A 23395-nucleotide genomic window follows, 5' to 3' on the forward strand; every position below is an offset into this window, starting at 1 on the left:
TGGCAAGTTCTTGCGGCGCAGCCTCAGTGCTCGGTGCGCAGGTTGGCTACGTACTGCCACTCCCCGCTGCCCATACGGAAATGCACGCCAGAGGCGTCCGCGCTCACGGCCGAAACACCGGGCGCCTCACGCAGTGCCTTGCCGTTGATGCGGACATCATCGACGTTGGCGACGGGGAGCGTTACCACGGCCGTGGTGTTGAAAGGCACATCGAAACGCCCTTCCATGTGTTTGTCGTGGCGCGTCCATGTCGACGTGATGTCGCCATAGGGTGACGCAAGGCGCATGCGTGCATGGGTCAGATCACCACCAGGCAAGGGCGCGAGCGCAATCTCACGGTAGCCGGGCGCGGCGGGTGCGATACCGCCGATGGTGCGGAACATCCAGTCGCCTACAGCGCCGTACGCGTAGTGGTTGAACGAGTTCATCACCACGTCGCCGAACGAACCATCGGGTTTCAGCGAGTTCCAGCGTTCCCACATCGTCGTGGCGCCGGAAGTGACCTCGTAGCCCCAGGAGGGGTAGTCGGTGTTCATCAGCAGCTTGTACGCAAGCGCGGGTTGGCCGCCGCGCACCAGAGCGTCGAGCAACCACGGCGTGCCGAGGAAGCCGGTGGAGAGGTGATCCTGACGCGCGTGTACGCGATCGGCTAGCCGCTCCGCGAGCGCCGCCGTCTGGTTGGGATTCGCCAGCTGCATACCGATGGCCATGGCGTACGAGGTCTGGCTATCGCTGCTCGTACGGCCGTTGTGGAGATATCGTTGCTGGAACGCGGCTTGAGTCTTCGACGCGAGGGCGTCGTACTCCCTGGCGTCGTCTTCCCTGCCGATGGCGCGTGCCATCCCGGCCATCAGCCGCGCATCGTAGGCGAGATACGCGGTCCCCAGCAGGTCGAGCGGGGTCTTGTCGTCGAGGTGCAGCCAGTCGCCGTAATTGCCATGCGTGCGAGAGAGCGTGGGCCCTGCGATCGCTTCGATACGGGTCATGAAGCGCTGCATCGCTGCGTAGTTCTCTTCGATCACGCGCGTGTCGCCATAGGCCTGCCATAGCGCGTGCGGCACGGTGATGCTCGCATCCGCCCAGCCGGTGCCGCCATCGATACCGATGGGGTCAGGCGCCACACCCGGGAAATCGCCGTCGGGCTTCTGAGTATCGCGAAGGTCGCGTAGCCACTTGGCCAGGAACGCATCGCTATCGGCCAGCGTACTCGCCGTGGGGGAAAATACGTTGATATCGCCGGTCCAGCCGAGCCGTTCGTCGCGTGCCGGCGTGTCGGTGGGGATCGATACGAAGTTACCGCGTTGGCCCCAGCGGATGTTCGAGATCAGCTGGTTGAGCATGGGGCTGGAGGTCTCCAGCTCGCCGGTCACACGCAGATCGCTTCCCCATACCTCGCCCTTGAGATCACTGGCAGCCGGTGCTTCGTCGAGGCCGCTGATCTCCACATAGCGGAAGCCATGAAAAGTGAATGTGGGTGCCCAGGTGACATTGCCATCCGGCCCGAACACATAGTGGTCCGTGGCCTTCGCGCTGCGCAGGTTCGCCGTATAGAGCGAGCCGTCGGGATTGAGCATTTCGCCGTAACGCAGGGTCACCCGCTGCGATGGCCGGCCGTGCATGTGTACGCGCACGACACCGACCATGTTCTGGCCGAGGTCGAACAGCGTAGCTCCCCTGGTCGGTTGCCGATCAAGGCGCTTCGCTGTCCGCTGTTCGGTGACGCGGACAGGCGGATCGGTTTGCACCGCGAGCGACACGTCGGGAGCGGGCAGCGTGCGTGCCGCACGCCAATGGGTATCACTAGAGCCGGGGGTATCCCAATGCCAGGGAATGTTCCGGGCGTCCGCGTCTTCGCCCATGATCATGTCCGCCGCGGTCAGCGGGCCCGTGTGTGACTGCCACGTGCCGTCGGTGGCGATCCATGTACTGCTGCCGTCGGCGAAGTCGAGCCGCAGGCGGGCGATGAGCGATGGTTCGGCACCGTACTTACCTGGACCAAATGAGGCGATGGAGCCCGCGTACCAGCCCGGCGCAAGCATGGCGGCGAGGGTGTTGTCGCCTGCGCGTAGCTGCGCCGTGACGTCGTACACCTGGTAGTCGATGCGCTTGCGGTAATCGGTCCAGCCGGGCGCGAGGCGGGATTCACCCACCGGCTGGCCATTGAGGTGGAACGCGTAGGCACCGCGTGCCGTGGCGTACAGGCGTGCGCGGGTCACAGGTTTATCGAGGGAAAACGTCTTGCGCAGCAGGGGCAGGCTGGGGGCGTGCGCTTCGCCGGTGATCCACGCGGCTTGCCACGCCCGCGAGATGCCGAGTCCCTCCTCGAACGCGGCCGGCGTGCTCCATGCCGACCACTGGCCCGCATCGTCACGAACGCGTACCTGCCAGCGGTAACCTGCCTGCGGCACCAGTGCCGGGCCTGCATACCCGATGCCGACCTGTTGCGACGAAACCACGATGCCGCTGCGCCAGGCGCTACCGCCGCCGAACGTGGGCTCGAGCATCAGCTCGTAGGCCGTCTGCGTGGCGCCACGCCGCTTGCTTTCAGCCCACCAGCCAAAGCGCGGGGTGGCATCGTCGATCACCAGGGGTTCGGACGGTGGCCCTTCCGCTGTGCGCCCATCGATCCGCAGGCCTTTCACGACTGGCGGCGTTGCCGATGCCACCTCGGTGGCAGGTTGAGCCGCACAGCCCGCCAGCGCGATGGCGGCGAGCGTGGCGGGGGTAAGCCATCGATGCATCGGTGGTTCCCTGGTGGTGAGGCAACTCAGTAGAGGGCGCGCGCCTTCAGCGTGCCTTCGATGGCCGCCAGTTCATTACGCAGGGCGGCAGCGTGTTCTTCCGAAGTGCTCACATCGATCACCACGTAACCCACTTGCCCGGAGGTCTGCAGATACTGGCCATCGATGTTCACCGCAGCGCGCGAGAACACCTCGTTGACCTTCGAAAGCACGCCCGGGATGTTGCGGTGGATGTGCAGAAGGCGGCGGCTGGTGGGATGGCCGGGTAGCGAAACCTCGGGGAAATTGATCGCTGAAAGCGTGCTGCCGTTATCGCTGTAGCGCACCAGCTTCGAGGCCACTTCGATACCGATGTTCTCCTGCGCTTCGCCGGTGCTGCCACCGACGTGCGGCGTCAGGATCACGTTATCCATGCCCACCAGCGGCGAGAGGAACGGATCGTCGTTGCCCTTCGGTTCGACCGGGAAGACATCGATCGCGGCGCCGGAAAGGTGCTTCGAACGAAGGGCTTCGGCCAGCGCGTCGATGTCGACCACGGTGCCGCGCGAGGCATTGATCAGCATGCTGCCGGGGCGCATGCGACCAATCTCGGCGGCGCCGATCATCAGCTTGGTCTGCGGCGTTTCCGGTACGTGCAGCGTCACCACGTCGGCGCGCTCGAGCAGGTCGTCCAGGCTCGAGGCGGGGCGGGCGTTGCCGAGCGAAAGCTTGGCTTCGATATCGTGGAAGATCACCCGCATGCCCAGCGATTCGGCGAGCACGCCCACCTGGGTGCCGATGTGGCCGTAGCCGACGATACCGAGCACCTTGTCGCGCACCTCGAAGCTGCCCGCAGCCGATTTCGACCAGCCACCGCGGTGGCACTGGGCGTTCTTCTCCGGGATACGGCGCATGAGCATGATCGCTTCGGCGATCACCAGCTCGGCCACGCTGCGGGTGTTGGAGTAGGGCGCATTGAAGACCGGCACGCCCAGGCGCTCGGCCTCGGCGGCATCCACCTGGTTGGTGCCGATGCAGAAGCAGCCCACGGCGATGAGGCGGCGGGCCTCGGCGAGCACCTCGGCCGTGAGGTGGGTGCGCGAGCGGATGCCAACGATATGGGCATCGGCGATGCGCTCGCGCAACTCGTCCTCGGGCAGGGACTTCTCGTGAAACTCGATCTGGGTGTAGCCGGCCTGGCGGAAGGTATCCAGCGCGCTGCGGCTGACGCCCTCCAGGAGCAGCACCTTGATGTCCTCTTTGGGGTACGACGTGCGCTTCATGGCCAGCCCGGTCTCTAGCAAAAGGGGATCCCCACTATGCCAGAACGTGACTGCGATGTTGCAGCGCAGTGGACGGCTGGCGGCTGCGCTGGCACCCTCGGGAGGCCCTCTTAGCGAGACCCCCATGAGCGACCCGCGCCTGACCGAACTGGCCCGCATGCTGCCCGGCCTGAAGCTTTCCACCGACTCCGGTGACCTGGAACACCATGGCCGGGACTGGACCCGGCGCTGGACGCCGGCACCGCTGGCTATCGCGTATCCGGGGGATATCGCGGAGGTCCAGGCCGTGGTCCGCTGGGCCAACGATCAGGGGGTCGCCATCGTGCCTTCGGGCGGCCGCACGGGGCTTTCCGGCGGTGCCGTGGCGGCGAATGGCGAGCTGGTCGTGTCGCTGGACCGCATGAACAAGGTGCTCGGTTTCGACCCGGTGGACCGCACGCTCACCGTGCAGCCGGGCATCGCCCTGGAGGCGGTGCACAACGCCGCCCGCGAGCACGGGCTGATCTATCCGGTGGATTTCGCCGCGCGCGGTTCGTGCCAGATCGGCGGCAATATCGCCACGAATGCGGGCGGCATCCGGGTCATCCGCTACGGCAACACGCGTCAATGGGTCGCAGGCCTCAAGGTGGTTACGGGTAGCGGCGAGCTGCTCGATCTCAACAAGGGCCTCATCAAGAACGCCTCGGGCTACGACCTGCGCCATCTGTTCATCGGTTCCGAGGGCACGCTGGGCATCGTGGTCGAAGCCACCCTGGCGTTGACGTCGCCGCCACCGGCCTCGCAGGTGATGCTGCTCGCCGTCCCGGCCATGGATGCCCTGATGAAGGTGTTCGCCGAGGCGCGGCACCGCCTGCACCTGGAGGCCTTTGAATTCTTTACCGACCGCGCGCTGCACCACGTGCTGGCGCATGGCGGCCAGGCTCCGTTCGACGAGACCTACCCGTTCTACGTGGTCACCGAGTTCGACGCGGCCGATGAAAAGGCCGAAGCCGATGCGCTTGGCTTCTTCGAACAGTGCATGGAAGAGGGCTGGGTGGTCGATGGCGTGATCTCTTCCTCGGACGCCCAGGCTGGTGCGCTGTGGCGCCTGCGCGAGGGCATTACCGAGAGCCTGGCGAAGTACAAGCCGTACAAGAACGATGTTTCCGTGCGCATTTCCCGCGTGCCAGCCTTCATGGCCGAGATGCAGGCGCTGCTGGATGAAGGCTATCCGGACGTGGATGTCGTCTGGTTTGGCCATATCGGCGACGGCAACCTGCACATCAACGTGCTGAAACCCGAAGGCGTGGAATATGCCACCTTCGTGGAACAGTGCGAGCACGTGACCACCTTGCTGGTGGAAACCCTGGAGCGTCACGAGGGTTCCATTTCAGCCGAGCACGGCATCGGGCTGGTGAAGAAGCCGTGGCTGGGGAGCGTGCGTTCCGAGGCCGAGATCGCCCTGATGCGGGGGATCAAGGCCGTGTTGGACCCAAAGGGGCTGATGAATCCTGGGAAGTTGCTGTAGCCGGGGGAGGCTGCCGCGCGCCACATACAGGCGCCACCAGCTGAGTTACCCTTGTAACAATTCCTCCACACCTCCCCCAAGGACCCCGCCATGGCCCAGGACTCCCCCGACCTGTACCCCGCGATCGAGCCGTACGACGTCGGCTCGCTCAAGGTTTCCGAGCTGCACACCCTGTACTACGAGCAGAGCGGCAACCCGAACGGAAAGCCGGTGGTGTTCCTGCATGGCGGCCCCGGCGGCGGCACCAACCCGCGCTGCCGCCGCTTCTTCGACCCGAAGAAGTACCGCATCATCCTGTTCGACCAGCGCGGTTGCGGTAAATCCACGCCGCACGCCGAGCTGGAAGGCAACACGACCTGGGATCTCGTCGCCGACATCGAGCGCATCCGCAAGCACCTGGGCATCGACAAGTGGCAGGTGTTCGGTGGCTCGTGGGGCTCCACGCTGGCGCTGGCGTACGCCGAGACCCATCCCGCCCAGGTCAGCGAGCTGGTCCTGCGCGGCATCTTCATGCTTCGCCGCACCGAGCTCGAGTGGTTCTACCAGGGCGGTTGCGACCAGCTGTATCCCGATGCGTGGGAAACCTACCTCTCGGCGATCCCGCAGGCCGAGCATGGCGACCTGATCAGCGCCTACCACCGCCGCCTCACCAGCACCGACCCGGCTGTTCGCGTGGCCGCGGCGCGTGCGTGGTCGGTGTGGGAAGCCGCCACCAGCTACCTGTACCAGGATGAAGGGCACATGGCCTCCAGCGGCGAAGATGAGTTCGCACTCGCCTTCGCACGCATCGAGTGCCACTACTTCGTCAACGCGGGCTTCTTCGAAGTCGATGGCCAGTTGCTGCGTGATGTCGGCAAGATCCGCCACATCCCGACAGTGATCGTGCAGGGCCGATACGACGTGGTGTGCCCAGTGCGTAGCGCGTGGGATCTGCACCGTGCGTTCCCGGAAGCCGAGCTGCGCATCGTCCAGGATGCCGGCCACTCCGCGTTCGAACCCGGCATCACCCGCGAACTCGTCCGCGCCACCGACGCCTTCGCCGCCTAACCGCCCCGACCGCCCCGACCGCCCCGACCGCCCCCGGCCGCCCCCGGCCGCCCCCGGCCCTCGTAGGAGCCCACCCTGTGGGCGACATCTTTCGCCTCACCGCCGCAGGTCCTGTTGCCGTATCGCGAACGGCGTCGCCCACAGGGTGGGCTCCTACGATGTAGCAGGCACAAAAAAGGCGCCCGGTTTGCACCGGGCGCCCTTTTTACGTCACGTGCTTCGTGCTTAGAACAGGAACGTCGGCAGCGTCAGCAGATCCACCACGAAACCATCGTGGTCGGAGGAGCCCAGCGCCTTCTTCACGCCGGTTTCCTTGGCGGCGTCATCCAGCGTCTGCACCGGGGCATCGAGGTTGCCACGGCCGTATTCCATGCGCAGGAAGAGGCCACGGGCCACGGTGTTCAGCAGCGCATGGTCCAGCACCTGGTGCGTCGGCACCGAGCGCGGGGCCTGGCCCTGAATGTTGCCGAAGTTCTCCGTGAACAGGAACGAGTAGCGATCCTGGGCAGGCACCGAATCCACGGCGTTCCACAGCGCCGGCTTCACGATGTTCTTGCCGAGCTTCAGCAGGTTCTGGCTGTCGTCGTACTTGCCCGAGATCAGGCCCACCACGTCGGTGAAGCCATCGCTGAACTGGTACGAGTTGAAGTCACCCACCACCATGATCGGGGTGAGCAGGTTCTTCCGGTCGGTCTGCAGTGCCTGCACCTGCTTGGCCAGCGACTGCGCCTGCAGGAAGCGTTTCTGGCGATCGCGGTCCGCGGTGGTGCCCGTCTTGTCGACGTTCTGGCGGGCCTTCGGGTGCACGGCGATCACGTTGACGCGCATGCGGCCGATGATCGACGGCACGTCGGCCGTGAGCAGCAGCGGCGGGTGGTCATGCAGGAACGAGGTGGAGCCGTTGTCGTCCCAGGTAGCGTCGGCATCGAGCTGGCGCACATCCACCACGCGGACGCGGTCGGTACGCACCAGGAAGCCCACGTTGATGCCGCTCGGGTCGTGGCCCGGCTGCAGGAACGCTTCGTACTGCGCCGGGTAATCATCACCCAGCTGCTTGGCGAGGCCCTGCAGCACGGCGAGGCTCTTCACCTCTTCGACCGAGAGGATATCCGGCAGCTTCAGCACGCTACCGACATACGCGGAGAGACGCTGGGTCTTCAGCTTCACTTCGTCCGCCGTCGGCTCGGTTGTGCCGCCGCTGCAGGTGAAGGTGGTGTTGAAGTCCGTATCGCAGAAACGCTCCATGTTGAACGCGCCGATGCGCACGGCGTAGAACGGCTTGTTATCGACCGGACGCGGCAGCGGGTTGGTCTTCGTGACCGTGATCTTGCTCGGGATGAAGGTGTACGCACCAAACGCGTACGAGATCACGCCTTCCGCCTTGAAGGTGGTGCCGGCGTTGTACGGCGTGTTCGCGGCCACGGCACCGAAATCGGCCGTGTTCATCTTCAGTACTTCGGGGTTACCCGACCAGTTCGGCAGGTTCACGCCATCGGGCACCGGCACGGTGTAACGCACGCCCGGCTTGCGCAGCGAGCGCTGGCCGTTGGCGGTGATGTACACCTCGGCAAACGGCTCATTGCTGAAGCGCAGGTTGCCGGTGGTGATCATGCCGTTGTTGATCGTGACGCGCATGCCCACGAAGCACTGGAAGTTCGTCGTGCCGCAGGAGAGGGCGTTCGGATCGTTCGACGGCACCTTGTCGTTGAACACCACGGCCGTCGGCAGGCGAGCGCCGTGCATCGTCGTGGTGATGGTGGCGTTCTTCAGTTCCGGCAGGTTGAAGTAGTTGTCGACCGTGGCTTCCACGTCCACCTGGTCGCCGGCCTTTACCGTCGGCGCCGTGCTGGTGAACACGTAGATGCCGTTCGAGGTCAGCGCGTCGTTGTCGGCACGCGCGTCCGGGGTCTGGATGGTGAAGCCCGCCGGGCCCACGGCCGTGACGATGTTGGCCTTGGTCGACACGCGCTTGCCGAGCAGCGGCGAGACCTGGTCGTGGCCAGTGATCTGCCAGATTTCAGCGGCGACCGGGATCTCGTTGAGGATCGCGCCGACGGCGGTGGCCTTGGCCAGCGCCACGTCGCCCGAGGCGTTGGTGAGGTTGACCTTGAACGCCTTGTCGTCACCGGCGGCCTTGGCGCCGTGCACGTTCACCGTCACTGTGGCCGTGGTCTGGCCCGCCGGGATGGTGAGGTCGGTGTTGACGGCGTCGTAGTCGCCTGCGGCGACCGTGGCGGTGTCGTCAGCCGTGGCGGCGTGGACGGTCACGTCCGCGGTGCCAGCCTGGCTCAGCGTCACGGTGAACGGCATCGGCACGTCATCGGCGTTACGCAGGCTGACCGAGGCGTCGGCGATCGACAGGCTCGGGCCCTGGGCCACGCAGGTGCTGGTGCTGTTGTGCGGGGTGGTCGGGGCGACCTTCACCCAGTCGGCGGAGTTATCGCCGCTGCTCTGCGGGAAGCCCGCGGCATTGGTCTTGCGGCCGTAGCCCTGGTCGCCGTTGGTGCTGCCCAGGCTCGCCAGCGGCGTGCCCAGCTTGTAGGCCGAGCCGGCGCTCAGGCCGACCTGGTCGATCACGGTACCCGAGGCGTCGAGGAGGGCGAGACCGCCGTCGTCGGTCACGCCGGTCGAGTACTTCTGGTCGAAGGCCACGCTGCCGGAGTAACCGGAGCTGGCGGTGTTGGCCAGCAGCAGGTAGCAGCCCGGGGCGATGGTCACGCCAGCCGGGAAGGTGAAACGGGTACCCGTGGTGCCGGCGTTGTTGGAGGCGTTGAGCTTATAGCCCGACACATCCAGCGGGGCGGTACCGGAGTTCTGGACTTCGACGAATTCGTCGTTGCCGCCAGCCGGGCCGCGGACGCGGAACTGGGTGATGGAAAGATCCGCCGCCTGGAGCGACGAGACGGCCATAAGGCCGGCGAGCGCCGCCCACAGGGCGCGCTGCTGCTTGGTCGAACGCATTCGATGTTCCCCTCGAGTCGTTGAGTTGTACGCGACCCGAGACGCCCGCAATCCCCTGCGGCGGCGCTCCCCCTGTCAGGTCCGCCGCAGGATTTTGCCGCAGGTTTGTGACAACCGAATGTGACGGTGATCGAGGGATTCCCGTAGGAGCCCACCCTGTGGGCGACGCCGTTCGCGATCGCGCAACAGGACCTGTGGCGGTAAGGCGAATTTCGCATGTAGGAGCCCACCCTGTGGGCGACGCCGTTCGCGATCGCGCAACAGGACCTGTGGCGGTAAGGCGAATTTCGCATGTAGGAGCCCACCCTGTGGGCGACGCCGTTCGCGATCGCGCAACAGGACCTGTGGCGGTGGGGCGAAAGATGTCGCCCACAGGGTGGGCTCCTACGGGGGGCCGGAGGTTTTTTTATTCCGGTTTTTGCTTGGTGCCGAAGATTTTGTCGCCCGCGTCGCCCAGGCCGGGGAGGATGTAGCCCAGCTCGTTCAGGCGGTCGTCGATCGAGGCGGTGTAGATCTCGATATCCGGATGCGCGGCCTCGATCCGGGCCAGGCCTTCCGGCGCGGCCACCAGGAACAGGCCCTTGATGCGCTTGGCACCCGCGGCCTTCAGCATATCCACGGTGGCAACCAGGGTGCCGGCGGTGGCCAGCATGGGGTCGACGATGATGGCGGTGCGCTCATCCAGGCGGCCGCTGAGCTTCTCGTAATAGGCCACCGGCTGCAGGGTTTCTTCATCGCGCTGCAGGCCAACCACGCTCACCTTGGCGGCCGGGATCATCTCAAGCACGCCGCTCAGCATGCCCAGGCCCGCGCGCAGGATAGGCACGATGGTGACCTTCTTGCCCTTGATATGGGTGACCTCGACCGGGCCGGCCCAGCCTTCGATCGTCTTGCACTCGGTCTCCATATCCGCTGTCGCCTCGTAGGTGAGGAGGGCGGCGACTTCGGAGGCCAGCTCGCGGAACTCCTTGGTGCTGATGCCGGCGGCGCGCATCAGGCCAAGTTTGTGCTGGATGAGGGGGTGGCGGACTTCGACGATTTTCATGGGGCAGGGCCGTGCGTAGGTGGCGATGCCCGCATTTTCGCACGCCCACGAACCTTACGTTGTAGGAGCCCACCCTGTGGGCGACATCTTTCGCGGTACCGCCGCAGACCCTGTGGCGGCTGTGCGAACGGCGTCGCCCACAGGGTGGGCTCCTACGCGCGAAAGGCGTCGCCCACAGGGTGGGCTCCTACGAGGTGTGCGTTACCCTTTCAGGCAGGAGCTCATGAACGCCTTACGCTCATCGCCCTTCAGCGTCTTGGCCTTCGGATCGGCGTTGCAGGTCTTCATCTTCTCCTGCTGGGTCGCCTTGGCAGGCGCGGCTGCGGTCGGCTGCTCACCCTTCAGGCAGCTGCTCATGAAGGTCTTGCGCTCGTCACCCTTCTTGCCGGTGGCCTGCGTGTTGCAGGTCTTCATCCGCTGCTGTTGCGGGGTAAGGTCTTTGGAAGCCTGGGCCGCGGCAAACGCGGAGCCGGCGAAAACGAAGAGGGCGGAAACGGCTAGGACACGAAACTGCACGCGCATGGCGAACCCCTACGTGACGCCGGTAAGTCCGGCGTGGGGCAGCTTACGCCATTTCTCAAACCGTAGGAGCCCACCCTGTGGGCGACGCTGTTCGCATGTAGGAGCCCACCCTGTGGGCGACGCCTTTCGCACAGCCGCCACAGGGTCTTCGGCGGTACCGCGAAAGATGTCGCCCACAGGGTGGGCTCCTACCGGGGCGGGCTTAGGCTGCCTGTTCGGCCGCGCGGCGCGGGCCCTTGAGCAGGGCATGCCGGACTTCATCGATGATGAGGTCGACCTCGGCGCTGGTGACCCGGAAGTGCGGGGTGAAACGCAGCGAGTTGGCGCCGCCGTGGATCACGCCGATGCCGCGTTCGCGCATGTATTCCTCGGTGGAGCCTTCGCCGTAGCACTTGAACTCCGCGGCCAGCTCGCACGAGAACAACAGGCCGGTGCCCTGCACCTTGGTGATCAGGCCGCCCAGTTCGGACTTCAGGCCCTCGAGCTTCTGCAGGAACTCCTTGCCGCGCTCGCGGATGTTGGCGCGAACCTCATCCGTCAGCTCGGCCATGGTCGCCACGGCGACATCGAGCGCACGCGGGTTAGCGGTCATGGTGTTGCCGTAGATGCCCTTGCGGTACAGGCCGGCCACGCGCTCGGAGACGGCGAGCACGGAAAGCGGGTACTGGCCGGCGTTGAGCGCCTTGGAGAAGGTTTCCAGGTCCGGTGCGTCGAGCTTCTCGAAGCCCGGGTAATCGATGATCGACAGGACGCCGTGCGCACGCAGGCCGGCCTGGATCGAATCGACGAGCAGCAGGGTGCCGTGGTCGCGGGTGAGTTCGCGCGCGGCGGCATAGAAGTCAGGCGTGAGCGCACGGCCCGGATCGCCTTCGCCCATCACCGGCTCAAGGAACATCGCCTCGATGAACCAGCCGTTGCGGTCCGCATCGGCGAACACCTGCTTCAGTTGCGCGACGTTGTACGGCTCGACCGTGATCAGCGTGTCTTCGTTGCGATAGCTGGCGAGGTGCTGCTGGTAATTGCGGCGCGACGAATCCGAATACAGCGCCGGGCGCTCGGTGCGGCCGTGGAAGGCGCCCTTGACGGCGAGGCGCTTGATGGTGCGGCCGGCGTGGCGTGCACCCGGATCGGTCATCAGGCGCGCGTTGACGTCCGCGATGCGGCCGGCGAGCGTCACCGATTCCGAGCCGGAGTTCAGGCAGAGGAAATGCGAATAGGGATTGCTGCCACGCGTGCGGCCGAGTTCCTTGCGCAGTGCCTCGCACAGGCGCAGCTGCGAAACGTTCGCCGTCATCACGTTGGCCATGACCTGCGGGCGCGACATCGCTTCGAGGATGTGCTCCGGGTTGTGACCGAAGCCGAGCATGCCGTAGCCGCCATCGTCGTGGAGCACGGCGCCCTTCAGCGTGACCACCCACGGGCCGCGTGCGGCGGCGGGTACGTACGGGTTCACGCCGTCATCGGGGTAGAAGTTGACCAGGCCGCACTGCAGGTGATTGATCTGCTCCGCTTCATCCATGCGCAGGAAAGCGTCCATCTCCGCACGCAAACCCTTGTGATACGCAGCGGCTTCTTCGATGGCACGGCGCAGGTTGGCGTCATGCGCCGCGAAGCGCTCGATGGTGGCATCGGGCAGGCCGGTGGTGCGGGCCTTGCCGCCGAAGTCGCGCATCTCGCGCAGGGTAGCGATGACGTCCATTACGTTTCCTCAACCTGAAGCTGTGGCGTGCATGGGATCGCGCGTAAGCGCGCTCCTGGATGGAATCCCCGATATTGCTCTAACTACCTATGTTTAAAGGGATTATTGGCCGAGCATAGCATGGCGATTTTTGCCCCGTAACCCCCGGGTGACGCTTGTCACATCCGCACAATGACGCAAACGACTGCCGCCAAGGGGTTGCGTGCGTTTATGTTGCGACGCAAGGGAGGACACCATGAATCACGACACCTGCATTGCCCGCCTCGACGGCGTCCACAAGCGTTACGGCGCCGTTACGGCGCTGGATGGGATCAACCTCAGCATCCACCGTGGCGAGCTGCTGGCGCTGCTCGGCCCCAACGGCGCCGGCAAGACCACCAGCATCGGCCTGCTGCTCGGCCTCCATCGCGCCGACAGCGGTACGGTCAGCCTGTTTGGGCGCGATCCGCTCGGGCTCGACGCCCGCCGCCGCATCGGCGTGATGCTGCAATCGGCCAACCTGCCACCGACCCTGAAGGTACGCGAGCTGCTCCGGGTCACCTCCAGCTACTACCCGCGGCCACGCGCCGTGGCCGAATGCGCGGAGATCGCCGGCATCACCGACCTGCTCGAACGCCGTTACGCCGCGCTTTCCGGTGGCCAGCAGCGCCGCGTGCAGTTCGCGATGGCACTGGCCGGGCATCCGGAACTGCTGTTCCTGGACGAGCCGACGGCGGGCATGGATATCACCTCGCGGCAGGCACTATGGACGGCGATCCGCGGGCTCGTCGCCAGCGGTGCTTCGGTGGTGCTCACCACGCACTATCTCGAAGAAGCCGAGGCGCTTGCCGACCGCGTGTGCGTGATCGCGAAGGGCCGTGTCGTCACCGAAGGCACGGTGGATGCCTTGCGTGCCCACGTGGCCGTGCGCCGCATACGTTGCATCACCAGCGTGCCCGCGGAAACCGTCGCGGCATGGCCGGAAGTGGAGAGCGCCAGCGCGCAGCACGATCGCCTCGTGGTCTCCACCACGCAAGCCGAAACCGTCGTGCGCCGTTTGCTGGCGATCGATGCCGAGCTCGCCGAACTGGAAGTACAGCGCGCCGGCCTGGCCGAGGCGTTTACCGAAATTACCCGTGACAGCGACGCCGTGCAGGAGGCCGCATGAACACCTTCGAAGGTACCGCCACGCCGGTGATGAGCACCGGCCAGGTCGTGAACGCCTATGTCCAGGAAGCTCGCGCGGAAGTCATGCGTTACCTGCGCCTGCCTGGTTTCCTGCTGCCGACGATGCTGTTCCCGTCGGTGTTCTACCTGATGTTCGGCATCTTCCTCGCCCAGCACAACTCGCCGGATGCCTCGCGTTACCTGCTCGCGTCGTACGGTACGTTCGGCGTCATGGGTCCGGGCCTGTTCGGATTTGGCGTATCGCTCGCGATCGATCGTGAGCAGGGGCTGCTCACGTTGAAGCGCGCGCTACCGATGCCGCCAGGCGCCTATCTCGTCGGTAAGATGTGCATGGCGCTGATCATGGCCTCGTTCATCACGGTGATCATGTTGTGCCTGGCCATCTTCGGTGCGCATGTGCAGCTAAGCGCCGCGAACATCGCCGCGTTCTTCGTCACCGAAGTGCTGGGCGTGCTCACCTTCTGCTCGCTGGGCCTGCTCATCGGCACGCTGGTGAAGGGCCAGTCGGCGACGGGTCTGGTCAACCTGATCTACCTGCCCATGGCCTTCCTCTCAGGCCTGTGGTTTCCGCTCTCGATCATGCCCGGGTTCCTCCAGGGGATCGCGCCGCTGTGGCCGGCCTACCACCTTGACCAACTGGCGCTTTCCGCGATCGGCATGGGCAAGGGTGGGGAGCTGATCCACGTGATCGCCCTGGTCGGGTTCACGGCGGTGTTCCTGTTCCTTGCCGGCCGTCGTCTGGCGCGGCACGGTTGAAGTAGCATGGCCGCATACCTTCCCACCCCGGACAGACCGATGCCTTCGTCGTGGTTGCAGCCTACCCCCGATTCGCTGTGGGCCCGCCTGAAGGCACAAGGCAAGCTGCGCTTTACGACGCTGTTCAACCTGGTCTGGTCGTTGTGGGTTTTCGGCGACCTCGTATTCCAGCCGAAGCTGCCCGACCATTGGATACCGGTCACGTCCGTGACGTTCCCGGCATTCCTGGTCCTTTACGCCATGGCGTATACCCGTCCCGTGCGGCACACGATGTGGTACGCCACGGCCATGGCCTTGCTGGGCTATGCGGTGATGGGCGTGAATGCCAGCGGTGGCGCGTGCTATGTCATCTTCGCGTGCTCGTTCATGGGCTTCCATGGCCCCATGCGCGTATGCCTCGCGCGGGTCGCGGTGGTTCTCGCGGTGTTTGTGTCGCTGGCGCTCACGGTCATGGAGTGGCCCTGGACGGTGGCGCTGGTCATGACGATCGTGGCCCTCTCCGTCAGTGTGGCGAACCTGCTGTACCGGATGAACGGCCAGAAGGACTGGGAGCTGAAGCTTTCCCACGACGAAGTGCGCCGGCTGGCCGCCACGGCCGAGCGTGAGCGCATCGGCCGTGACCTGCACGATCTGCTGGGCCACACGCTGTCCCTGATTACCCTGAAACTGGAGCTCTCCCGCCGCCTGCTCGATCGCGATACGGAAGCGGCCCGCCGCGAGATGGAAGAAGCGGAGCGCGTCGCCCGCCATGCCCTCGCGGAAGTGCGCTCGGCGGTCACCGGCATCCGTGCGACGGGCCTTGCGGCGGAGCTCGCATCGGCACGTGTGCTGCTGGGATCATCGTCGGTGAATTTTTCATATCTGACGGAGGTGCCGGTGCTCCCCGCGCGCGTCGAGAACGAGCTCGCGCTCGTGCTGCGCGAGGCCGTGGTCAACATTCACCGCCACGCGCAGGCCTCGATGGCTGATGCAAAGGTGGAGGTGGTGGGCAGCGAACTGGTGCTGAGCATCGCCGATAACGGACGCGGCAAGACAGGCTCGGAGGGCAACGGCCTGTGTGGCATGCGTGAGCGCATTCGTTCGCTCGGCGGCAGCATGCAAGTCGACTCCTTGAAGGGCAAGGGGACGCGCGTCGTCATCCATGTGCCGCTTACCGCGGAGGAACGCAAGGACCTGCCGCCCGTCCTGCGGAAGCTTGCCTCGTGAACTGGTGGCGATACCCGCGGCCCGACTCCCTGATGGGCGGACTGAACTCGCCGATCTATCTGCGCTGGACCTGCATCCTGCAGATGTTCTGGCTGGTCGCGCTGATCACGGCGCCGTGGTCGGTGAAGGGCTTCCAGTGGGAGTGGGTGGTTCCCTCGGTGCTCTCGATGTTTGTGTACGTGGCTTGCTACCTGCAGGTCTTCTTCGGACCGCAGCGGCACATGGTTCGCAACGGCGCCACGGTCATCGGCATGGGCTTCGCGCTGTGGACGGTGAATCCGGTCGCGATCGGCTACGTGGTCATCTCGATTTCGATGCTGGCCTTCGCGACCACGCCCCGGCCCTGGTTGATCGCGACGACGGTCAGCAGTCTCCTCACCCTGCTGTGGGTTCACTGGTTCGATATTCCGGCCGTCCAGGCATGGATCATGCCCTTCGTCGGCCTGGTTACGGGCTACGGTAATTACCTGTACGCGCGAACGATCCGCCGCGATGTGCAACTGCGCCTCACCCAGGAAGAGGTCACCCGCCTCGCCACCCTGGCCGAGCGTGAACGCATCGGCCGCGATCTGCATGACTTGCTTGGCCACACGTTGTCACTGATTACGCTGAAATCCGAACTGGCACGCCGCCTGGCCGTCGCCGACCCGCCGCGCGCGCAGCGCGAGATGGAGGAGGTGGAGCGGGTGGCCCGACATACCCTGGCCGAGGTACGTAACGCGGTGACCGGCATGCGTGCGGGCGACCTGGGTTGCGAACTGGTCTCCGCGCGCTTGATGCTGGAGGCCTCCGGTATCTCGCTTGCCGTGGAGAAACCGGGCGAACTGACGTTGCCCGCGCAAGCCGAGGCAGCGCTCTCGCTGGTCTTGCGCGAAGCCATCACCAACATTCACCGCCATTCCCGCGCCACCGAGGCACGGGTCACCATCACCCAGGAAGGACAGGCGTTCTCGATGCGAATCTCGGATAACGGCTGCGGCGGCCTCGCCGCGCACGGCAATGGCGTGTCGGGTATGCGCGAACGTGTGCGCCAGATCGGTGGCCGGCTGGCCATCGACTCGCCGGCGAAGCAGGGCACAGCGCTGGCCATCGAGCTTTCCCATGCTGGCCTGCAGGAGCGCATCGCATGATCCGTGTGTTTCTCGCCGAAGACCAGGCCATGGTGCGCGGCGCGCTGTCGGCGCTGCTCAACCTGGAATCCGATATCGAAGTGCTCGGCTCCGCACCCGATGGCGAAACGGCCTGGCGGGAACTGCAGCGGCTGAAGCCCGATGTGCTGGTCACCGATATCGAGATGCCCGGCCTCACCGGCCTGGAAATCGCCCAGCGCGTGCACCGCCACGAGCTACCGATCAAGGTGGTTATCGTCACCACGTTCGCGCGGCCGGGTTTCCTGCGCCGCGCGCTGGATGCCGGTGTGAGTGGCTATCTGTTGAAAGACGCGCCGGCCGAAAACCTCGCCGAATCGCTGCGCCTCGTGCACCGCGGCGGCCGCGCGATCGATCCGCAGCTCGCGCTGGAAGCATGGTCCGAAGCCGACCCGCTAAACGACCGCGAGCGGCAGGTCCTGCGCCTCGCCGGGGAAGGGCAATCCGCCAGCGACATCGGCACCCAGCTCAATCTCTCGCACGGCACCGTGCGTAACTACCTCTCCGAGGCGATCGGCAAGCTCGGAGCCGCGAACCGCATCGAGGCGTACCGGCTGGCGCGACAGAAAGGCTGGCTATAATCTCGACCTGCCACCCAGGGGCAAGTCGATTGGCGCGAACGTTGTGCACGGTGTTGTTAGCTTCCGCGGTCGCGCTGCTAAGTGCGTGCGGCCGCACACCTGCGCCGCTCACCCACGATGCTTATATCTGGCAGCGCCAGTGGACCCCATCGCTCCGCCACGCCGTGGATGCTTCGCGCGACGTCGTGCGCGATTGGCGTGTGCTCGTCGCGCAGGCGTCGCGTGATGGACGCTTCCAGATGTTCGCGCCCGATCGCGCGACGCTGGATGCCTCGCAGCGCCCCGTGGTGCTCGTCGTGCGCATCGATGGCCGCCTGGCCAACTTCGATCCGGCGGACCTGCGTGAGCGGATCACGCGCATCGTCGCGACGTGGCCGCAAGCCGCGGGCGTCGAGATCGATTACGACTGCCCCACGGCGAGGCTACCCGCGTACACCGCCTTCCTGCGTGAACTGAAGCCCGCGTTGGGGCACGTGCCGCTCTCGATCACGGCACTGCCTACCTGGATCGGCTCACCGAACCTCGACGGCCTGCTCGCCATTCCCGACGAATCCGTCGTGCAGGTCCATGCCGTGCAGGCGCCCCAGGCGGGCCTGTTCAACCCGGACATCGCCGCGGACTGGGTTAGCAACTACGCGAAGCACACCCACAAGCCTTTCCGCGTGGCGTTGCCGACGTACGGCTCTCGGGTGAGCTGGAACGCGGATGGCACGCTGCTGGCGGTGGAAAGCGAGCAGGCCGCGCTGGCGGCGGGCGCTGTGTCGTCGGAACTGTACGCCTCGCCGGATACGGTCCTCGGCTTTGTAAAGCGCCTCGACACCAACCGTCCGGATGGCCTCACCGGCATCGTGTGGTTCCGCCTGCCGACCACGGAAGACACTCGTGCCTGGAGCCTGGCTACCTGGCGCAGCGTTGTTACCAACCATCTCGACCGCGCGCCACTGCAACTGCATCTGCGCGATGCGGGCAACGGTGCAAGCGATGTGCTGCTGGAAAACCCCGCGTCGGCTGACACCGCCGCACCGGCGCGCGTCGCCTTGCCCGAAGGTTGCGAGCTGGCCGACGGCATCGACGGCTATCGTCTCGCACCGAACACCACGACACCTACGCTGGTGGCCGCGCAGGCTCGCCCCTTGCCCGCGCACACCACGCGCGCCATTGGCTGGGCCCGCTGCCGCCCTGGCACACTCACCACGCTTACCCTGCAGGGACCTCCCGTTTCATGATGAAGCACAATGCGCTCGCCGCTGGTTTCGCCCTCGCTGCCATCGGTGCCGTCGCCTGGGCCTGTGGCCCGGACTTCCCGACCCAGTTGCTCGACGATCGCGCAGGCACGCTGCAGGCGGCGCCGCAGAACACCTTCACCTTCGAGGCGCAGCACCTGCTGCCTGCCGCCGATGCGCTTGAAGCCGTCGAGACGCCGCGCTGGGGCGATGCACCGCAACGTGCCGACTTGCCGCCCGATCAGACGGCGAAGGTGAAAGGGCTGATGGGCTCGGCGACAGGCAGCGCGGCCTATGCCGCTGGGGAAGGCCTGCCGGAGGATGTGCGCCGCTACGTGGCGGGTGCGGTCGATTACAACCGGGCGACGGGCGCATGTGCACCGGCGCCGGCGGCCGATTCGGACGATGCGTCGGACAACGTGCCTGAGCGGCCGGCATGCACGGATTTCGACGCCGCGGCGCTGGATGCCGCGCAGGCCAGCTTCGAACAAGTCCTGGCGCTGCCCGCGGAGCAGTCGAAGGCCCGTGGCGCGTGGGCGGCCTACATGCTGGGCGAGGTCAGCGCGCTCCGCGCAGAGCGTGCAGCGGGAACGCAGGCATTTGCCGCAGCCCGCGACGCTGCTGCTAAAGCCTTCCAGCAAACGCGTGCCCGCGTGCTTGCAGGTGCATCCGACGCGCAGGGCCTCGGCGTGGCGAGCTTCGGCGAAGAAGCCCGTCTCAGCCTGTTCGCCGGCAAGACCTTCTGCGGGTGGGCCGAGTTCACCCGCAACGATGACTGCGCGAGCGACGTGGCGCCTGCCGACCTGAAGCACGCCATTGCGCTGTACGCCGCGCAGGCCGGACACGGCTCGGGGCAGGCAGTCGATTCGCTCGAAGCGATCGCCGGTGCGGTGCTGGCTAACGACGGCCAGGCTGCGGCGCTCATCGATGGCCCCGTTTCGCAGCGCATGCTCGTGGCGTACGCGCTCGCCCGCGTGGCGCCGCAGACCAGCGATGGCAAGCCGCTGCCCGCGCTCACGCAGCTGGTCGATGCGGTGCTCGCGAACGGAGCGGACAAAGTCGCCTCCGCCGACCGCCTCGCCTCGCTCGCCTACGAACTCGGTCGCTACGACGACGCGGAAAAGCTGCTGGCGAAAGCCGACGGTCCACTGGCCAGCTGGGTGCGCGCCAAGCTCGCCCTGCGTAAAGGCGATGCCGCTGCGGCTGCCACAGCGTATGCCGAGGCCGCGAAAGCCTTCCCCAAGGCGGATGATCCCAAGGCCACGCTGGAAGCGGGCAACGTGCACCTGCTGATGGGCGAGCGCGGCGTGCTTGCCCTCTCGCGTGGCGACTACGTGGAAGCGATGACGCGTCTGTACGAAGCCGCCAAATCCGTGGGCGGCGATGGCAACACCTACGACGAAATGAGCAGCTCGGGTACGGGCTACGGCAACGATGCCGCGTATGTCGCCGAGCGCGTCCTCACGGCCGATGAGCTAAAGACGTTTGTCGACGCACACGCACCCGCGTATTCCCCGGCGCCGGCCCCGAAGACCAAGGACGAGCAAACGTCGTACGGGTCGGATAGCGTGGACGATCACCTGCGCTACCTGCTGGCGCGCCGACTCATGCGCGAGGGCCGCTACGACGAGGCCTATGCGTATTTCCCCTCGGCCGGTGACAAGCGCTTCGGCGATGTGGATCTTCCCGCCCAGGCGAAGGCCTATGCCGCCGCCGTGCACGACGGCGACAGTGCCTGGACCGATATCGGCAAGGCGGAAGCGCGCTACGCGGCGGCGAAGATCGCGCGTGAGAACGGCATGGAGATCCTGGGTTACGAACAGGGGCCGGATTACCTCGACAACGGCGGCTACTTCCAGGGCGGCAGTGGCCAGTCGGCGGAATCGCTGAAGGGGCCTGAGGTCACGGACGGCGAACGCCAGCGTTTCAAGGACAGTGCCTCGCAGCCGGATCGCCGCCTGCACTATCGCTACATCGCCGCTGACCGGGCCGTCGCGGCCGCCGACATGCTGCCCCCACGGTCCCAGGCGTTCGCGGCCACGCTATGCCAGGCCACCCACTGGATGCTGGAGGGCCCGCCCGATTACAACGAAGCCGGCGATGGCGAAGAGGGCAAGCCACTCAACGAGCGCCAGCGCCGGGTGAACGCGTACTACGCCCGCTACGTGAAGAAAGGCCCATACGTGGAATGGGCCTCGGATTTCGGCTGGAGCTGCGAGGAGCCGGACTTCGCCCGGGCCCGGGCGCTCAAGCGGGCCCAGCAGGTGGCGGCCGTGAAGCGCTTCGTCCGCCACTGGCTGCCGCTGGAGGCTGGCGTGGCCGTACTGGCCGTCGCGGGGCTGGGCTGGGCGGTCGTGCGGCGCCGTCGCCGCCGGATTGCGCCATAATCCCAGGCCCCTCCTGGTTTCACCGGCCCCCTACGTGAAGAAATCCGATTTCGACTTCGATCTCCCGCCCGACCTGATCGCCCAGGCGCCGCTCGAGCGCCGCTCGGGCAGCCGCCTGCTGGTGGTGGACGTGGCCGCCCGGTCCAAGTCGAACCGGAAGTTCTACGACCTCCCGGATCTCATCCAGCCGGGCGACCTGCTGGTGTTCAACGACACCCGCGTGTTGCCCGCGCGCCTCTACGGCCGCAAGGACAGTGGTGGCGCGGTCGAGATCCTGATCGAACGGGTCACGGGTGCCCATGAAGCCCGGGCCCAGCTCGGCGTGAGCAAGAAGCCGAAGGAAGGCGGCATCATCGAACTCGCCGATGGCACCCGCATCACGGTGATGGGCCGCGATGGCGAGTTCTTCAACCTGCGCTTCGAGATCGATGAACCGCTGGAGCGGCTGCTCGGTCGCCTCGGCGAAATGCCGCTGCCGCCATACATCGAACGCAGCGCCGACGACTCCGACATGGAGCGCTACCAGACCGTGTTCGCCCGCGAGCCCGGTGCCGTCGCCGCACCGACCGCCGGCCTGCACTTCGACGAAGCGCTGCTGGAAAAGCTGCGTGCGAAGGGCGTGGACTTTGGTTACGTCACCTTGCACGTCGGCGCGGGTACGTTCCAGCCGATGCGCGCGGAGAACGTGCAGGACCATGTCATGCACCGCGAGTGGTTGAACGTCGGCGCTGAGCTCGTCGAAAAGATCCGCAACACGCGTGCAAGCGGCGGCCGCGTCATCGCCGTGGGCACCACGGTCGTACGCGCGCTGGAAAGCGCCACCGTCGAAGGCGTGCTGCGCCCGTTCGCCGGTGAAACCCAGATCTTCATCTTCCCCGGCTACAAGATCACCAGCATCGATGCGCTGGTCACCAACTTCCACCTGCCGCAGTCGACCCTGCTCATGCTGGTCTCGGCACTCGCCGGCAAGGAAGCGATCCTGGACGCCTACCGCTACGCCGTCCTCCAGCGCTACCGCTTCTTCAGCTACGGCGACGCCATGCTGATCCTGCCCCCACCCCACGCATAACCGCCGCTGTAGGAGCCCACCCTGTGGGCGACGCCGTTCGCGATAACGCGACAGGGCCTGCGGCGGTGAGGCGAAAGATGTCGCCCACAGGGTGGGCTCCTACAACGGAGCGCCGTTCGCGATAACGCGACAGGGCCTGTGGCGGTGAGGCGAAAGATGTCGCCCACAGGGTGGGCTCCTACAACGGCGCGCCGTTCGCGATAACGCGACAGGGCCTGTGGCGGTGAGGCGAAAGAGGTCGCCCACAGGGTGGGCTCCTACAGTGGCGCGCCGTGGGAGAGGTCGCGGCTAATGTCTTCGGCGGCGGCGCGGAGCAGGGCGGCGGTGGCTTTGACGTCGGCCTTGGCGCCGCGGCGTTCGATGAACGGCACGGTCAGCGCGCAGACGGCGTGGTTGCCTTCGATGATCGGAGCGGAGAGATCGGTGACGCCGTCGACGACTTCGCTGGGAATGGTCGCGAGGCCTGCCGCACGGATCTCCTTGATCGTCGTCTCCAGCCGCCCGCGCTTGAGGCCCGGCTCGTGTTCCAGCATCAGGCGGAACCAGCGCTCGCGGGTTTCGTCGGTCTGCCAGGCGAGGAGCACGTAGCCGGAAGCCGAATGCGAGATGGGGCGGCGGTGGCCCACGCGGACGACCAGGCCCGTTTCACCAGGCGGGTCCACGCGGGCGATGACGACGATCTGTTCCTGAGAAGGCACCACGAGGTGGCACGACTGGTCGATGTCGTCGGCCAGCCGGTGCATCACGGGCATGGCCACTTCCACCAGGTTCTTCACCGGTGGCTGTTCCATGCCCAGGCGGAACAGGCGCGGCGTGAGCGAGTACGAGCCTTCGCCATCGGGGCGCGCGATGTAATCACGCTCCTCCAGCACCTGGAGCATGCGGAAGATTTCACCGCGGGAACGGCCGACGCCGTCGGAGATCTCGGCAATGGACAAGGGCTGCGTAGCCTTGGCCAGCAGTTCGAGGATATCGAGGCCCTTGTCGAGGGCGGGGGCGCGATACTTCGGCGACTCAGAGGGCATGGCGTTCCGTGGCGTGACCAAGACGTTGCGGCGTCAGTCTAGCCTGCTG

Annotated in this window: 17 protein-coding genes; 10 read left to right on the forward strand and 7 right to left on the reverse strand. The window is 66.3% G+C overall.

What is annotated here, in order from left to right; translation table 11 throughout:
* Positions 1-23: 23 nt before the first annotated feature.
* Both L2Y96_RS07005 and serA read right to left on the reverse strand, forming a co-directional pair.
* On the reverse strand, positions 24-2741 hold the full coding sequence (locus tag L2Y96_RS07005; RefSeq protein ID WP_247334557.1) for a glycoside hydrolase family 78 protein: 2718 nt from the start codon (positions 2739-2741) through the stop codon (positions 24-26).
* A 26-nt stretch (positions 2742-2767) separates the two neighbouring features.
* Positions 2768-4003, reverse strand: coding sequence for a phosphoglycerate dehydrogenase (gene serA / locus L2Y96_RS07010; protein ID WP_247334559.1), 1236 nt, complete (start codon positions 4001-4003; stop codon positions 2768-2770).
* Positions 4004-4127: 124 nt separating this feature from the next.
* Here serA and L2Y96_RS07015 point away from each other — a divergent pair, with 124 nt between their 5' ends.
* Together L2Y96_RS07015 and pip are read left to right on the forward strand one after the other, a co-directional pair.
* Positions 4128-5510 carry an FAD-binding oxidoreductase gene (locus L2Y96_RS07015; RefSeq protein WP_247334560.1) on the forward strand — a complete coding sequence of 461 codons (1383 nt, stop codon included), beginning with the start codon at positions 4128-4130 and terminating at the stop codon, positions 5508-5510.
* Positions 5511-5600: 90 nt separating this feature from the next.
* Positions 5601-6557, forward strand: a complete 957-nt coding sequence (gene pip / locus L2Y96_RS07020; RefSeq protein ID WP_247334562.1) for a prolyl aminopeptidase — start codon at positions 5601-5603, stop codon at positions 6555-6557.
* A gap of 225 nt (positions 6558-6782) precedes the next feature.
* Here pip and L2Y96_RS07025 read toward each other — a convergent pair whose 3' ends face one another.
* The 4 genes from L2Y96_RS07025 to L2Y96_RS07040 all read right to left on the reverse strand — a co-directional run bounded on the left by L2Y96_RS07025 (position 6783) and on the right by L2Y96_RS07040 (position 12784).
* A complete protein-coding gene (locus L2Y96_RS07025) occupies positions 6783-9518 on the reverse strand; it encodes a lamin tail domain-containing protein (protein ID WP_247334564.1) in 2736 nt (911 codons plus the stop codon).
* A 406-nt stretch (positions 9519-9924) separates the two neighbouring features.
* Entirely contained in the window at positions 9925-10563 is a 639-nt protein-coding gene (upp, locus tag L2Y96_RS07030; RefSeq protein WP_247334571.1) for a uracil phosphoribosyltransferase, read from the reverse strand.
* Positions 10564-10764: 201 nt separating this feature from the next.
* Positions 10765-11085: a PsiF family protein gene (locus tag L2Y96_RS07035; RefSeq protein ID WP_247334573.1), complete on the reverse strand. Its 321-nt coding sequence runs from the start codon at positions 11083-11085 to the stop codon at positions 10765-10767.
* A gap of 202 nt (positions 11086-11287) precedes the next feature.
* Entirely contained in the window at positions 11288-12784 is a 1497-nt protein-coding gene (locus L2Y96_RS07040) for an aminotransferase class III-fold pyridoxal phosphate-dependent enzyme (RefSeq protein WP_247334582.1), read from the reverse strand.
* A gap of 235 nt (positions 12785-13019) precedes the next feature.
* Here L2Y96_RS07040 and L2Y96_RS07045 point away from each other — a divergent pair, with 235 nt between their 5' ends.
* Genes L2Y96_RS07045 through queA form a run of 8 tightly spaced genes read left to right on the forward strand, consistent with a single transcriptional unit; the run spans position 13020 to position 22321 of the window.
* On the forward strand, positions 13020-13931 hold the full coding sequence (locus tag L2Y96_RS07045; RefSeq protein WP_247334584.1) for an ABC transporter ATP-binding protein: 912 nt from the start codon (positions 13020-13022) through the stop codon (positions 13929-13931).
* A complete protein-coding gene (locus L2Y96_RS07050; RefSeq protein ID WP_247334585.1) occupies positions 13928-14707 on the forward strand; it encodes an ABC transporter permease in 780 nt (259 codons plus the stop codon). The genes L2Y96_RS07045 and L2Y96_RS07050 overlap by 4 nt, the downstream gene beginning before the upstream one ends.
* Positions 14708-14713: 6 nt before the next feature.
* Entirely contained in the window at positions 14714-15913 is a 1200-nt protein-coding gene (locus tag L2Y96_RS07055; RefSeq protein ID WP_247334587.1) for a sensor histidine kinase, read from the forward strand.
* A 32-nt stretch (positions 15914-15945) separates the two neighbouring features.
* Entirely contained in the window at positions 15946-17043 is a 1098-nt protein-coding gene (locus L2Y96_RS07060; RefSeq protein WP_247334589.1) for a sensor histidine kinase, read from the forward strand.
* A complete protein-coding gene (locus L2Y96_RS07065; RefSeq protein WP_247334591.1) occupies positions 17040-17642 on the forward strand; it encodes a response regulator transcription factor in 603 nt (200 codons plus the stop codon). Before L2Y96_RS07060 ends, L2Y96_RS07065 begins: the two co-directional genes overlap by 4 nt.
* A 50-nt stretch (positions 17643-17692) precedes the next feature.
* Positions 17693-18868, forward strand: coding sequence for a DUF3142 domain-containing protein (locus L2Y96_RS07070; protein WP_247334593.1), 1176 nt, complete (start codon positions 17693-17695; stop codon positions 18866-18868).
* A complete protein-coding gene (locus L2Y96_RS07075; RefSeq protein WP_247334595.1) occupies positions 18865-21252 on the forward strand; it encodes a hypothetical protein in 2388 nt (795 codons plus the stop codon). Before L2Y96_RS07070 ends, L2Y96_RS07075 begins: the two co-directional genes overlap by 4 nt.
* A gap of 34 nt (positions 21253-21286) precedes the next feature.
* On the forward strand, positions 21287-22321 hold the full coding sequence (gene queA, locus L2Y96_RS07080) for a tRNA preQ1(34) S-adenosylmethionine ribosyltransferase-isomerase QueA (protein WP_247334602.1): 1035 nt from the start codon (positions 21287-21289) through the stop codon (positions 22319-22321).
* A 257-nt stretch (positions 22322-22578) separates the two neighbouring features.
* Here queA and L2Y96_RS07085 read toward each other — a convergent pair whose 3' ends face one another.
* Positions 22579-23346 (reverse strand): IclR family transcriptional regulator, encoded by a 768-nt coding sequence (locus L2Y96_RS07085; RefSeq protein ID WP_247334604.1) that lies wholly within the window; start codon positions 23344-23346, stop codon positions 22579-22581.
* Positions 23347-23395: the final 49 nt, after the last annotated feature.

This window comes from Luteibacter aegosomaticola (assembly GCF_023078475.1).
GTDB classification, from domain to species: domain Bacteria; phylum Pseudomonadota; class Gammaproteobacteria; order Xanthomonadales; family Rhodanobacteraceae; genus Luteibacter; species Luteibacter aegosomaticola.